Annotated in this window: 12 protein-coding genes and 1 tRNA gene; 4 read left to right on the forward strand and 9 right to left on the reverse strand. The window is 52.9% G+C overall.

Annotated features, from left to right (window positions below; genetic code table 11):
* Positions 1–47 precede the first annotated feature (47 nt).
* Complete coding sequence (locus DES37_RS04705) at positions 48–1,313, forward strand: alpha/beta hydrolase-fold protein (protein WP_110025017.1); 1,266 nt, start codon at positions 48–50, stop codon at positions 1,311–1,313.
* Between the two features lie 277 nt (positions 1,314–1,590).
* Here the strand turns inward: DES37_RS04705 and DES37_RS04710 are convergent, their stop codons facing one another.
* On the reverse strand, positions 1,591–2,691 hold the full coding sequence (locus DES37_RS04710; protein WP_110025018.1) for a phosphoserine transaminase: 1,101 nt from the start codon (positions 2,689–2,691) through the stop codon (positions 1,591–1,593).
* A 7-nt stretch (positions 2,692–2,698) separates the two neighbouring features.
* The gene (locus DES37_RS04715) at positions 2,699–3,961 is read right to left on the reverse strand and encodes an ATP-grasp domain-containing protein (protein ID WP_245929984.1); all 1,263 of its coding nucleotides are present in this window, start codon (positions 3,959–3,961) and stop codon (positions 2,699–2,701) included.
* 175 nt (positions 3,962–4,136) lie between these two features.
* Between DES37_RS04715 and DES37_RS04720 the strand changes: the two genes are divergently transcribed.
* Positions 4,137–4,523 (forward strand): flavin reductase family protein, encoded by a 387-nt coding sequence (locus DES37_RS04720; protein WP_281271472.1) that lies wholly within the window; start codon positions 4,137–4,139, stop codon positions 4,521–4,523.
* Positions 4,524–4,565: 42 nt separating this feature from the next.
* Here DES37_RS04720 and DES37_RS04725 read toward each other — a convergent pair whose 3' ends face one another.
* A complete protein-coding gene (locus DES37_RS04725) occupies positions 4,566–5,174 on the reverse strand; it encodes a glutathione S-transferase family protein (RefSeq protein WP_110025020.1) in 609 nt (202 codons plus the stop codon).
* 170 nt (positions 5,175–5,344) lie between these two features.
* Here DES37_RS04725 and DES37_RS04730 point away from each other — a divergent pair, with 170 nt between their 5' ends.
* On the forward strand, positions 5,345–6,253 hold the full coding sequence (locus DES37_RS04730) for a LysR substrate-binding domain-containing protein (RefSeq protein ID WP_110025021.1): 909 nt from the start codon (positions 5,345–5,347) through the stop codon (positions 6,251–6,253).
* A gap of 42 nt (positions 6,254–6,295) precedes the next feature.
* Here DES37_RS04730 and DES37_RS04735 read toward each other — a convergent pair.
* The 3 genes from DES37_RS04735 to DES37_RS04745 form a co-directional block, all read right to left on the reverse strand.
* Positions 6,296–6,371 (reverse strand) — tRNA-Asn (locus DES37_RS04735).
* Between the two features lie 121 nt (positions 6,372–6,492).
* Complete coding sequence (locus DES37_RS04740) at positions 6,493–8,280, reverse strand: aminopeptidase P family protein (protein WP_110025022.1); 1,788 nt, start codon at positions 8,278–8,280, stop codon at positions 6,493–6,495.
* 34 nt (positions 8,281–8,314) lie between these two features.
* A complete protein-coding gene (locus DES37_RS04745; protein WP_110025023.1) occupies positions 8,315–9,775 on the reverse strand; it encodes an AMP nucleosidase in 1,461 nt (486 codons plus the stop codon).
* A gap of 230 nt (positions 9,776–10,005) precedes the next feature.
* Here DES37_RS04745 and DES37_RS04750 point away from each other — a divergent pair, with 230 nt between their 5' ends.
* Positions 10,006–10,887, forward strand: coding sequence for a D-amino-acid transaminase (locus DES37_RS04750; protein ID WP_110025024.1), 882 nt, complete (start codon positions 10,006–10,008; stop codon positions 10,885–10,887).
* Here DES37_RS04750 and DES37_RS04755 read toward each other — a convergent pair.
* The 3 genes from DES37_RS04755 to DES37_RS04765 form a co-directional block, all read right to left on the reverse strand.
* Entirely contained in the window at positions 10,858–11,346 is a 489-nt protein-coding gene (locus tag DES37_RS04755) for a methylated-DNA--[protein]-cysteine S-methyltransferase (protein WP_170123724.1), read from the reverse strand. The genes DES37_RS04750 and DES37_RS04755 overlap by 30 nt on opposite strands.
* A 65-nt stretch (positions 11,347–11,411) precedes the next feature.
* The gene (locus DES37_RS04760; protein WP_110025025.1) at positions 11,412–12,140 is read right to left on the reverse strand and encodes a 4'-phosphopantetheinyl transferase family protein; all 729 of its coding nucleotides are present in this window, start codon (positions 12,138–12,140) and stop codon (positions 11,412–11,414) included.
* A 59-nt stretch (positions 12,141–12,199) separates the two neighbouring features.
* Entirely contained in the window at positions 12,200–13,135 is a 936-nt protein-coding gene (locus DES37_RS04765) for a nucleoside recognition domain-containing protein (protein ID WP_110025026.1), read from the reverse strand.
* Between the last annotated feature and the right edge of the window lie 295 nt (positions 13,136–13,430).

Below are 13,430 nucleotides of genomic sequence, written 5' to 3' on the forward strand. Positions count from 1 at the left end.
TAGGTAATGAGTCAGCCAGTACTGGCGAAACGACAAGGAGAGAAAGAATGAACCCGGTTCAGACTGGTGAGCAAGAGGAACAAAACGGTGAAACGAGGGGGCTCACCCGGCGAGTACTGGCGCAACTGGCAGGCAAGCACGTTGCCGATGTTGACCAATTCTGGCGAGATGTCGCGGCCCTGGTAACTCCACTGGTTTCACCTGGCGGGAATGGGGCGACACGGGCGGTCACCTTTTTGTGGCGATCATGTGAACCACTCTATGGTGTTTACCTGCGCCTGAACCGGGTGACGGATAAAGACCAGGTGGCTCGCGGTATGTTGCAAAACCTCCCGGGGACAGATATCTGGTTTTTAACACTGCAGTTGCCTGCCACCTACTGTGGTTCGTATACCTTTACGGAGATCCCACCGGGTGTGGCTGAACAACAACTGGTGCTGGTTGGTGGGAGAAACACGCCTTTTGCCAGCCAGCCGGACGCCTTCAACACCGCGTTGGGGATCCGGTTGCATGGCGGTGGTGAATCTGTGCTTAGTTTGGATAAAGCTGACGCACAGAGTGAGTGGCGCGACCGTTCTGCCGCGCCTGCCGGAATAACCCATACCCGTTATTCGGTTGTGGCCGGGCGTGAGCGCCGCCTGCGCCTCTATTTGCCAGATGTACCGCGCTCAGTTCCACTTGGTTTGCTGGTGCTGCCCGATGCGGAATCCTGGTTTGATAACGTAGGTGTGTTACAGGCGCTTGATGTGGCGCTGAGCCGCGGCCGCATCGCACCGTTTGCTGTGCTGGGCGTGGATAACCTAAGCCTGGATGACCGCACTGCTATTTTGGGTGGGGAAACTGCACTGATAGACAATCTTGCTCAACGGATTATTCCCGGTGTGTTGGGTGAATATGCAGACCGGGCGTGGGCCGGAAGGGAGCGAACGGTTTTGTCGGGGCAGAGTCTTGGCGGTGTGACGGCACTAATGGCCGCACTGGTCGCAGCGGATACATTCGGCGCAGTATTCAGCCACTCGCCTTCTATGTGGTGGACGCCGGATGGCAGCCGCCGCCCATTTATGTTCAGTGAAAACGATACATCCTGGGTCAGCGAACAGGTAATGGCAGCGCCGCCAGCCAGGGTGAAACTGCGTTTATGTGTCGGTAGCCTGGAAGGTGCCACAGTTCCCCATGTTGAAGACCTTCACCACCGGTTGCTTGTCGCAGGCGCAGACAGCACGCTTGCGGTGTATACCGGAGGGCATGACTTTGCATGGTGGCGAGTAGCTTTAATTGACGGGCTGGCAGCGTTATTACCGCAGCATGGGTAGGCTTTCAGAGGCGCTGCCACTTGTTTCTGGCTGGCGGGTGTGTTCCACATCGCCAGAAGCGAGGTGCCTCCGGCCAAATCGGAGAATGGCTATGCAACGTACAAATGTTCAGGTTAAACAGAGTGGTGTAACCCCGGCGCGGGCAAACACAGAGATGGCTGCATTACTGATGGCTGCCACACTTTTAGAGTACACATTGCTGATGTTCTGACGCTGATACACTGAGGCGACCTGCATACCCTACCTGGCAGGGTGTGCAGGTGAAAAGCACAAATGACTATTTGCGGTTATTACGCAGGAAGTCATCCATAAAATTAACCAGTTTTTCTGCGGCAGGGACAGACAGCGCGTTATAAATCGAGGCTCGAATCCCGCCAATAGCCCGGTGACCATTCAGGCCAGAAAACCCGGCTTCGTGGCTTTCAGCAAGGAATTTTTTATCCAGCTCTGCATTTGGCAGTTTAAACGCTACGTTCATTTGTGAGCGGTCTTCCACCCGGCTCCAGCCATTGTAAAAGCCTTCGCTGTTATCCAGCATGGCATAAAGCAGTTCTGCTTTATGGCGGTTAATTTGCGCCATGTTCTCCAGACCACCCACATCATTAAGCAACCAGCGGGTAACCAGTAACACCACATAAATAGCGAATACTGGCGGTGTGTTGAGGTTTGAATGTGATTCAACCTGGCGGCGGTAATTGAGGAACGAAGGCAGTTCGTCTGACGAAGCCTTAACTACGCTGTCGTGTACCAGCACAATGGTGACACCTGCCGGGCCAATGTTTTTCTGCGCGTGTGCGTAAATGACGGAGAATTTATTGGCATCGCAAGGTTTGGACAGGAAATCAGACGACATATCACATACCCGTGGTACGTCATCGCGCCCGATAACGCGCTGGAATTGCAAACCTTCTACTGTTTCATTGGAAACATAGTGCAGATACGGCGCTTCTGGTGAGAAGTCGAGTTCGCCTTCTTCAGGCAGGCGGTTAAACCCGCAAGAAGCACCACTCCACAACACTTTTACCGGGCCTTCGCGGCGGGCTTCTGCCACGACTTTACTGCTCCAGTAGCCGGTATCCAGGTATTCAGCCGCATTTTTCTGCCCGCGCAACAAAGTCATAGGCACCATTGAAAATTGCTGGGTTGCACCACCTTGCAGGAACAGAATATGGAAGTCTTTCGATAAGCCAAGCAGGGTGCGGATATTGTTTTCTGTTTCTTCAACAATACTGGCAAACCAGTCTGACCGGTGGCTGATACCCAGAATAGACAGGCCAACACCCGGGACTTCTTTAATGGCGGCTTCAACCTGAGCAAGAACGGTTTCCGGTAAAGCGCCCGGGCCACCTGAGAAATTTAATGCGTTACGTGAAATCATCTTTTTCTTATCCTTTTAACCCATTATCTGCCGGGTTTTGGTGTGCAAAGGCACGGGATAGCAACAAATTACGGCAGGCGGTTTTAACTTTGTTCATGTGGATTTGTTTGTGCGGGAACATCTCTTCTGAATCCATAGCGTGGACCACCATGGCCGGGTCTATCTCAAATACCAGCAGGTCGCCTTCCCGGGTTTCACCGCAGTCAATGCCCAAATAATCGAGCTGAGTTGTTTCGTAGATAGCTTGCAGAGCCTGTTGGTGGCGGGCGGCAAACTGTTCAAATTCATTGAAAAACCGGGCTTCTTCGGCACGCTTCCAGGCATCCTGATACATAGATGCATTGACGTAGTGGATCATCCAGTTGGTTGAAATAGCCATATGGCAGCCATAAGCCACGCCATCAATAAGGGAGAGGCGGTATTTGCGGAACTGCCCGTCTTCGTTGCTGTAATCAATAAACCGCGACAGAAAATAGGTCCCGGCCTGGACGCGTTCCATGTAGCTGGCCAGCTCTTCCCGGTTAGTGATTTTCTCCAGCCCGTGTCCACCATGGGAACCCGCCGGGCGCAGGATAACCGGGAAATCACACACTGGTAAGGCGGTGTGTTCGCTGACTACGGCAGACAGCGCTTCACGGGAAACCGGGTGGGCCTGCGCAATCGTCAGCCCTGGCTTGTTTTGCAGTAAGGTACTGGCCGCAAGGCGCTCGGAGTTTTGCACATGCTTCGGAGTATTAATAACCGGCACAGGCCACTGGCTGGTGATGTTTTCCAGTTCTTGCAGCAGAAACTGATTTTCTGTGGTGGCGCTGATACCAACCATCAGGAGGTCATGCTCGGGTATTGGAGCCTCGAAGGGAGCCTCTGGGGTGATGAAGTAATAAATCAACTCGATATCACTGTTTTCCAGCAGGCAATCGAGAGGTACGTTCACAGACAGCACACCAGGGAGCATCAGCATCAGCAGGCGCAGTTTTGCAGGTTGTTGTTTTGCAGGATATGTGTACACCTGTTGCATCGCCAGCGCCTGGCGCTGAGTTTCCAGGCCCGTTTCTGTGTCATCAAGGCACTGCAGGACTGTCGCGAGGTTCATCCACAGTATCGCGTTGTCCGGATTTTGCTGTACCTGCACAATGAGTTCCTGTGCGAACTGTAAAAACTCCTCACCCGCAATACTCATGCGCAAAAAAGGCGCCATACCCAGGAACACTGTTGGGTTGAGTGTTGGTGCTATTGCCTGCCCGGGGTGGAGGCCAGAAGGTGTTTGCAATGACTTGTCCTCTCAGTGCATTGATTTCACTGTTTATGATAACGGTGAGTTCAGGGTACCAATCGCTGGAAAATCGCTACATTCGCGTGCGACCAATTTTGATTAGGCGCATGGTTACCAGGGGAAAGGGGATGTTGGGGGCGGTATAGCGGTCAAAAGCACCTGCCAGCTAACCATCAGCAGCTTTAACACCGTTTCCCTGGAACCCCCGCTAGTGCTCTGGAGCCTGCGTAAGCAATCCTGGTACGCTCAGCATTTTCTGGAGGCGGACGCCTTTGCAATAAATGTCCTGTCGGGTCATCAGCATCAGGTTAGCGATATTTTTGCCAGCGCGGGCAGCGATAAATTTCATCGCGTAGACCACCGGGTCAGCGGCTATAAACTGCCTTTGATTGACGGTGCACTCGCGCATCTTGAATGCAAAATGTGGCGTCAGGTAGACGGTGGCGATCACTGGATATTCATCGGTGAGGTAGTGGATTCGTTACATACTGAAGGTGAACCGCTCATATTTTTCAACGGTCGCTATGCCACCACCGCGGGACTGTCGATTCCTGCCTAAAAAAAAGGGGCTGAAAAGCCCCATAACACGCTGAGCGAAGCATTAACTAAAAGGGTATTTTTTAAATGCCGCCTGGTTTTCGAAAACGTCGGCAACCGCTTGAATCTTTTTAAAATCCCCGGCGTTAACGACGTGAGGGATCATTGACTGAATAAATGTCCAGATAACCGTACTGGTAACAGCAACCTGATCGGCCACCGCGTTTTCCGGACGGGCTTCCAACTGCGCGTTCCATTCGCGACAGGCAGCCAGCAACTGGACGGTAATACGCTCTATCCACGGATTATGTTGTTTCTCCGCCGGGCGCAGGTTGTGTTCATACACATTTTGCACAGCTTTCTCCGCGGCGGCGAGGATAAAGCCCAGCGTCTGGAGATCGTTCGCCAGTGCATCCGGCGTCACGGGCAGGAGTCTCCGTTCAGGCGCGGCCTGAGCCTCAAAATAATTCAGTATGAGAGACGAGTCCATCAGACGTGTTCCATTCTCCAGAACCAGCGTTGGCGCTTTAACCGCAGGGTTGATGCGGGAAAATTCCTCAAATGTGCTGAATACGGACAACGGCTGGCTTTCAAACACAACGCCATAAAGTTCCAGGGAGACCGCCACGCGGCGTACATAAGGAGAATCCATCATGCCAATCAGCTTTATCATGATTCCAGTTTTCCTGTCTGTGTGAAAAAACGCTTCATTGAAGATGATGAACAGACATTACAATAAATTCGTTATGGCGAATATCATCAGTATCTTACGGCCGGAGTTAGTATTACTGACAGATTTGCCGGTTAGCGTTTATCATATTCAGTCTATGAGGGAGTGGTTTCATGTCGGATTTCCCACCTATCGCAAGTTTGCGTAGTTTTGAAGCTGTGGCTCGCCTTGGCAGCGTAACGCTTGCGGCGAAAGAGCTTCACGTTACCCATTCCGCCATCAGCCAGCAGATTAAAGTGCTGGAGGAAATGGTGGGGGTGAAGCTGTTTATCCGTCATGGGCGAGGGGTGCAGATCAACGAAGAGGGGCGTCTTTACGCGTTACAGGTGCGCGAAGCGCTGAATCATATCGCAGATGCCACCCGGTTAGTGCAGGTGAAACCGAGAATACTGGAACTGACGCTGGCGATGGTACCGTCTTTTGGTTGTCACTGGTTGTTGCCGCGTCTGGAGCGGTTTCGGGAAAAATATCCACTCATCACGCTGCGGATCCAGGCCAGCCTGACGATCACCAGCATGCAGCAGGAAGGGATAGATGTGGCGATACGAATGGGGAAAGGCAACTGGGAAGGAAGCGACTGCCATTATCTTTTTTCAGATGAACTGATTGTGGTTGCAGCACCCGGTTATAACGGCGGCGTCCTCCCGGCAACGCCAGCAGAGGTGGCGAAGAGTAAAATCATATTCTCCATGGAGTCGTGGAAAACCTGGTGTTTCAATGCGGGACTGGAAAAAGATATTGTGCCCGGCGGGTTATGCATTAACGACTCAAATTTAGTCCTTGAGGCTGTCAGACTCGGTAAAGGTATCGCGCTGGAGCGCCGCTCTCTGGTACAGGATGCCATCACCTGGGGCGAACTGGTCCAGCTTACCCCTTTCACTGCACCTTATCCCTGGCCTTACTGGCTTGTGACATCGCAGTTAACGGAAGCGAAACCGGAAGTGGCTCTCTTTAGTGAGTGGCTGGATGAGGAAGTAGCGACCTGGCGTCAGTTGACAGGGGCTGTTGAAAGTAACGGCTAACAGAAAAGCAAAAGCCTGCTTCAAAAGCAGGCTTCTCAAATTTGGCTCCTCTGACTGGACTCGAACCAGTGACATACGGATTAACAGTCCGCCGTTCTACCGACTGAACTACAGAGGAATCGTGTGAACGGGGCGCATATTACTGGCCCCGGGGTAGTGTGTCAAAGCCTGATTTCACAAAATTGTTCGTTTGCTGATAAATTCCACATTCTCAGGTTGTTAACCCGGCAATATGCCTGTCAGCCCGGGGTGCCTGCGCGGGTATGTACCGGAGCCGTGGCTTCAAACAGCCAGGGGCGCGCTTCGGCTTCCACCAATGGAGAAAGTACGTCACGCACATGAAGGTGGTAGCTGTCGAGCCAGGCGACTTCCTGTTCAGTAAGTAAGTGCAGTTCTGCCGCACGCAGGTCGATGGGGATCAGTGTCAGTGAACTGAAGCGGCAAAAACCGGGCATACCGAAAATAATTTCAACCTGGTTTTCAATGCGAATGCCGTAGTTATCTGCCAGGTAATAACCGGGTTCAATGGTGATAATCTGGCCTGGCAGCATTGGCCACGGGTTGACTTTTTTTGCCATCCGGTAGGGTTGCTCGTGGATCTGTAAACGGTGGCCGACGCCGTGACCGGTGCCATGGTCATAATCCAGACCTAATTCCCACAGCCCCCGGCGGGCAAAAGCATCCAACTGGTGGCCTTGGGTACCTTTGGGAAACTGTAAAGTGATTAGCCCGAGAAAACCTTTCAGCACTGCGGTGTAGTGGCGGCGCATTTCTGGCGAAACATCGCCAAACGCCAGAGTGCGTGTGGCGTCCGTGGTGCCATTAACATACTGGCCGCCAGAGTCATTAAGGTAAAAGCTGCCCGGCATAATTGCGGCATTAGTCGCCGGGGTGGCATGGTAGTGGCACATGGCAGCATTACTGCCGGCTGCGGAAATCGTGGCAAAGCTCTGTTCCAGGAAACCTTCACGCTGCTGGCGGTAAGCCAGTTGCTGAGCCTGAACGTCCAGCTCTGTTAACGGCGTTCCTGACTGTGCCCGGGCAGGTGCTTCACGCTCAAGCCAGGCCAGGAAATTCACCCAGGCGACACCATCCTGCAGGTGGCAGTGGCGGTAGCCTTCCAGCTCTGTCAGGTTTTTCTGCGCTTTCATGAAGGTTAGCGGGTCTGGCTGCCAGAATACTTCTCCGCCGCCAGCTTCCACGGCAAAGCTCACTGCAACAGGTGCGTTATCTGCATCCAGCAAAATACGTTTACCTGCTGCAATTTCCTGGCAGCGGGCCAGCAATGCTGAAGGCGCTTTCAGGCTGATGTCCATTAACCACACTGGCGGCACCAGAGTCAGCTTCACCGGGTCGACAAACCATTCAACCGCACCATTATTTTTAACCAGGGCGAAAGAGTGGGGAACCGGGTTCATGGGAACATCAGAACCGCGCATATTCAGCAACCAGGCAATATTATCTGGCTGAGTTACCACCAGGTAATCAACACCCAGTTCCTGCAATTTCACCCCCAGGCGGGCGCGTTTGGTGGTGGTCAGTTCCCCACTGATGTCTGGCGGCATCAGGCTGACTGGCCCTTGCGGTGGTGCCGGGCGGTCATGCCAGATGGCATCGAAAGGATCATAAGACAGTGCCACCAGTTCACAGCCACTGTTTTGCAACGCCTGGTACTGGCTGTTAACCATTAACATCGGTTCAAAACCAATACGCTGCCCGGCTGGTAAATTCTGTGCAATCCATTCAGCGACAGGTTCGTCATGCAAATGGTGAATTTCAAACAGCGCAGAATCAGTTTCATGGCGCGCCTGAACCTGGTAGCGGCCGTCCACAAATAACAACGCGCGGTCCTGTAATACCAGCGCCAGCCCGGCAGAGCCGGTAAAACCGGTTAAAAAAGCCAGTTTATTATCATGGGGGGCACAGTCCTCGCTCTGGTGAGCATCAGCGCGCGGAACCAGCATACCTTCCAGTCCGCGCGACAACAGCGCATGTCGCAAATCAGATAACGGGGTAGAGGCGGCCATAGTAGTACCTGTATCAGTTCGTCAGGCTTTCCGGTTAACGGAAAGGCGGTTCATTGAATGTGCGTAATTTGCGTGAGTGGAGTTTCTCACCTTCCGCACGTAATAAGTCGATGGCGCGAATACCTATCTGTAAATGTTCAGAGATTGCGCCTTCATAGAATCGGTTTGCCTGGCCGGGAAGTTTAATTTCGCCGTGTAAAGGTTTGTCTGACACACAAAGCAATGTGCCATAGGGGACACGGAAGCGGTAACCTTGTGCTGCAATGGTGGCACTCTCCATATCAATCGCAACAGCACGGCTTTGGTTAAAGCGCAAAGCCGAAGCAGAATAACGCAGCTCCCAGTTACGGTCATCGGTTGTCACAACAGTACCAGTGCGTAAACGCTGTTTGACTTCTTCACCCGGCATACCACTGACTTCTTTGGTAGCGTCGTACAAGGCACGCTGAACTTCCGCGATACTGGGTACCGGAATATCCGGTGGCAAGACTGCATCCAGCACATGGTCATCGCGCAGGTAAGCATGGGCCAGCACGTAATCACCAATGGTCTGGCTTTCACGCAGACCGCCACAGTGGCCTATCATCAGCCAGACATCCGGGCGCAGTACTGCCAGGTGGTCGCAAATGGTTTTGGCGTTGGATGGCCCGACACCAATATTGATAAGAGTAATGCCCTGGCCGTCTGCTGTGATCAGGTGCCAGGCGGGCATTTGGTGCTTTTTCCAGGCCAGATCAGAAATGGCATCTTCCGGGGCTTCTGTGTCGGCGGTTATCCAGGCACCACCCGCGCAGGACAGCGCAACATAAGGTGACGCAGGGTCCAGAATTTGGCTGCAACCCCAGCGCACAAACTCATCAACGTAACGGGTATAGTTGGTGAACAGCACGAAGGGCTGGAAATGCTCCACCGGGGTACCGGTGTAATGGCGCAGGCGGGCGAGGGAAAAATCTGCACGGCGCGCGTCAAAATGCGACAACGGCGAAAAATCAATGGAGTCCAGCAGGCCGTCTGCTGTTTCATCACCAATTTGTGCTAACTCGGTGGTGGGGAAATGGCGTGCCAGCCCGGCGCTCATACTCCGGTCGAGCGACAGCGAAGAGCCGTCAATGACATAAGGGTAAGGGATTTCCTGGTCGGAAGGGACAACGCTGATGTGCGCACCGTAATCTTCCTGCAACAGGGTAAGCTGTTCTGTTAAATAAGCGCTGAACAGTGCCGGACGTGTAATGGTGGTACGGTAACATCCGGGGTGAGTGAAACGCCCATAAGCCCGGGTTTTTTTCGGGTTGCGCGCCACGCCATCCCAGGTGACCTGAAGTGCCGGGTAAACAAACAAGCCTTGTTGCCTTGCCGCTGTATCGGGCAGTGTTCCGGTGTCGATATACAGCGCAATTGCTTTGCGTAATGCTTTGACAGATGCATTAAACATAGCATCCAGTTGTTCGATAGCCTGTTCAGGTGTCAGGCTTTTATCTGTGCGATGAGTTTGCATCCTCTCTCTCCTTATTTTTCCTGTCGTGAACCTGTATTCCACTGATGCTCAGTATGTCACGGCAGCAAATAAACGAAAGCAGAATGCGATTAAATAGCCGGAGGTAAAGTTGGCCCGGCGGTTGTTTCTATTCAGTTTGTGGCCGGCCACGCGAACTTTTCGGAAAAAACGCGGGTGAAGCATGTTAGCGTACTTGTGCAGTGACACTGAATGCCAGACAAGGAGGAAACATGTCACCATGGGTATGGTTGAATGAGGATTATTGCCCGGCGGACCAGGCCCGGGTATCGGTGTTTGACCGCGGTTTTTTATTTGCCGACGGAGTGTATGAAGTGACAGCAGTGGTTAACGGGAAGTTGCTGGATTTTCATGCACATATGCAACGGTTGCAGCGTTCCTGCCAGGCACTCGAACTGGCGCTACCCTGGGCGGTGGAAACACTCCAGCAAATACATGAAACACTGGTTGCCCGCAATAAGGTGCAGGAAGGCAGCGTTTACCTGCAACTGACCCGCGGTAACCCGGGGAAACGTGATTTCCACTACCCGGATGCATCGGTTCCACCCACACTGGTTGTATTCACCCAGTCTCACAACATCTTGCAGGACGCGCGCGTAGAAAGCGGGTTGTCTGTGGTGACCTGCCCGGATATCCGTTGGCAACGGTGCGACGTCAAAACAGTGAGTTTGCTGGCCGCCAGCATGGCAAAAATGGCTGCCCAGGCGCAGGGTGCAGATGATGCTGTCTTTGTTAAAGACGGCCTGATAACCGAGGCCAGCTCGGCAAATTGCTTTATGGTGACACCTGGCGGGAAACTGGTTACCCGGGCGTTAAGCCCGGCCATTTTGCCCGGCATCACCCGGGCCGCAATACTGGATATTTGCCAGCAGCACCAGCTGGAAATTGAAACGCGTGCCTTCAGCCCACAAGAAGCGTGTGGCGCCCGGGAAGTGTTTATTACTTCGGCCACCACATTTGTGATGCCGGTGACCAGGCTTGATGGTAATCCCATTGGAGATGGCCGCCCCGGCCCGGTAGCCATAAGTTTGCGCAACGCTTACCTTGCCCGCTTTGGGGCCGGTTTACAGTGCGATGCGAATACCTTCGAGTGACAGCAATGCCTGCTTCACATCCAGGCCGCCTGCATAACCTACCAGCTTCCCACTGGCACCAATGACGCGGTGGCAGGGAATAAAAAAGGGCAGGCGATTGCGGTTATTTGCCAGGCCAACCGCACGGCTGGCGGCCGGGTTACCAATCTGGTGTGCAATTTCGCCATAAGTGCGGGTTTCACCCCAGGGAATTTGCCGCAGGGCTTCCCACACCTGGCGCTGAAATGCTGTGCCGCCAGGCTCCAGAGGCGTAGTGAAGTGGGTGAGTTTCCCGGCAAAGTAGGCTGCCAGCTCTTCACTTGCCTGGTGTAATACCGGGTGGTGAGTGGCCTGGGTAATACTCTCCCCTTCACTGAGAGGAAACGTACGTAAAAACCGAACGGATTCCAGCGCTTGTGCACTGGCCTGCAATAACAGTGGCCCGGCTGGGGTGTCTGGCATCAGGCAATAATCTGGCATGTTGGGCTCCAGGAGGTGGCAGAAGTCATTATTGTGGCATGATACTGTATAAATTGTCAGTATTTTTACCGGGAGACTTGCGGGTAAAAGCACGTTGTTACGACATCGCCCGCAAATTGCCATTCGCCATGGAAATGGTACCCGGCAGGGAATGCGGCAGATAACGGCTGGGTTAAGGTTAATGCCAGCCTGCCCTGGCCCGCGTCCAGTTCACTGATTTGCGCACAGTCAAAATCCAGGTAGCGTTTCACCAGTGGGTACAACGACTTAAACAGTGCTTCTTTGGCTGAAAATGTCACTAACAACGCCTGTTCCCAGTCCAGCGGGGATTGTTTCAACCTTGTCTGTTCTTCTGGGGAGGTAAACATATCTGCAGTTTCCCGCATGATGCGTGAGGCCAGTGTTTCTGCGTCCACTCCAGGAGAAAAACCGGAATGTATTGGTGCCAGCAGAACCACAGCCTGGTTTTGCGTGTGCGATATTGAGCCACAAAACCCGGCAGGCCAGGCCGGGGAGCGGTCCTGGTGAGACAGTACGGCGGTATGTACCCCGTAGTTTGCCAGTAATTGCTGGCAGCAAAAACGCCCGGCAAAGTATTCCGCTTTGCGTTTTCTGGCGGCGTTAACCAGCGTGGCAGGGAACACAATACCCGCGGCGGAATATAAATCATCCTGCCACAAACTGGTGTCAAAAAACGCCTGGCAGACAGTTATTTCCGGGCAGTGGCTGAGTGTGCCGCAACGAAACTGGTGAATAAAACCCGGGCCTGGCTGAGAGGGCATGAAATCAAACATCGTCTTCCTTGTGGGTTATGGCGGCGCGGATTTTACCATAACCCTTGAGGCGTCTGGTGTCAGCTAAAGATAAGAATATGCAGGCAGGTGCGCACTGCTATCCCCACCAGTGCACCGGGCAGCACATAGCGGAACAGGCGTACAAAGCGCGAACTGACAGCAAGGAAAATGCCAATGCCCGGTAAGTCCAGGGTTTGTACCAGCAACCCGGCAGAGGCATTTAATTCGGTTACCGTGAATTTCCCCTGGGCGATTAAGTCTGATGCCACGCCAAAATAAGCCGTCCCGCCAGCCATAGTTTTTACCAGCGTGGCCAGAATAAACACCGGAGAGATCCCGGCAAGGCCAAGCAGTGGCGACAACAATTTTTCCAGTAAATGTACAAAGCCAACCGCTTCCAGCATGTTGACTGCCGCCAGCGAAATAATCAGCATGGGAATGGCACCGGCAGACAACCGAATGGCGTCTGCGCCAGCAAGATTGATGATGGCAAGCAAACCCTGTTTTTTATGTGTTACACGGTTTTTGGTGCTGGCAGTGCGAAAATTTTCGGAAGAGAGACGGCGACCAAAAATGTGCCAGGTGGCAGCACCAGCAACCAGGCCACCCAAAATTGAAATACCAATTGCCGGTAACCAGTGCAGGCCCTGGGGAATAAACGGATAAAACACATTGGCCTGTCCCATAGCAAAAGACATGGCAAGTGTGGCAGCCATACGCCTGTCTGATTCCCCCTGGCGATCCATCATGGTGAGTGTGGCGATTGGCGCTGCAAAACTGACAAAGTTCATCTGGATTATGGCAAACAGGCTCATGCCACCAAGCCCAAACGGTTTGAGTAACGGGCCAAATACTTTAACGATTTTTTCCAGCACGCCTTTAGCTTCAAGAAAGCGCATGATTGCCAGCATAACAACCATAATTGGCAGCAAAGTATAAAGAGAGACATTCACTGCGGATTTGCCCGCATTCATTATTATTTCAATAATATTCATTACCCGGCCTTAACCTGTCTGGTGTCTGTTGCCCAGCCGTTGTCTTATGCCCGGTCTGAGGCCGCACTAGCATACGCTGCAGTAAAGTGATCTTCCTCACATTTATTCACTCATTAAGAAAATTTGTATAACAACGCCCGGCATTAGTCCGGTTGTGGTTCGGTGCACTCAGATACAATTTTAAAGAACGTTTTTTCTGAATTAAAAAAACGGTATTTCAGAATGGTGAGCAAGCAAGGTGGGATCTTCTCCTTTTTGCCACTTTGGGTGCCGGGGTGGCAAAAAAGCAAAGGTT

Origin of the sequence: Mangrovibacter plantisponsor, from assembly GCF_003182475.1 — a bacterium.
Lineage (GTDB): Bacteria > Pseudomonadota > Gammaproteobacteria > Enterobacterales > Enterobacteriaceae > Mangrovibacter > Mangrovibacter plantisponsor.

Bases quoted from the DNA above. Each gene is read 5' to 3' on its own strand.
- DES37_RS04705 (WP_110025017.1), top strand. From the start codon at position 48: ATGAACCCGGTTCAGACTGGTGAGCAAGAGGAACAAAACGGTGAAACG.
- DES37_RS04710 (WP_110025018.1), bottom strand. From the start codon at position 2,691: ATGATTTCACGTAACGCATTAAATTTCTCAGGTGGCCCGGGCGCTTTA.
- DES37_RS04725 (WP_110025020.1), bottom strand. From the start codon at position 5,174: ATGATAAAGCTGATTGGCATGATGGATTCTCCTTATGTACGCCGCGTG.
- DES37_RS04730 (WP_110025021.1), top strand. From the start codon at position 5,345: ATGTCGGATTTCCCACCTATCGCAAGTTTGCGTAGTTTTGAAGCTGTG.
- DES37_RS04740 (WP_110025022.1), bottom strand. From the start codon at position 8,280: ATGGCCGCCTCTACCCCGTTATCTGATTTGCGACATGCGCTGTTGTCG.
- DES37_RS04745 (WP_110025023.1), bottom strand. From the start codon at position 9,775: ATGCAAACTCATCGCACAGATAAAAGCCTGACACCTGAACAGGCTATC.
- DES37_RS04750 (WP_110025024.1), top strand. From the start codon at position 10,006: ATGTCACCATGGGTATGGTTGAATGAGGATTATTGCCCGGCGGACCAG.
- DES37_RS04755 (WP_170123724.1), bottom strand. From the start codon at position 11,346: ATGCCAGATTATTGCCTGATGCCAGACACCCCAGCCGGGCCACTGTTA.
- DES37_RS04760 (WP_110025025.1), bottom strand. From the start codon at position 12,140: ATGTTTGATTTCATGCCCTCTCAGCCAGGCCCGGGTTTTATTCACCAG.
- DES37_RS04765 (WP_110025026.1), bottom strand. From the start codon at position 13,135: ATGAATATTATTGAAATAATAATGAATGCGGGCAAATCCGCAGTGAAT.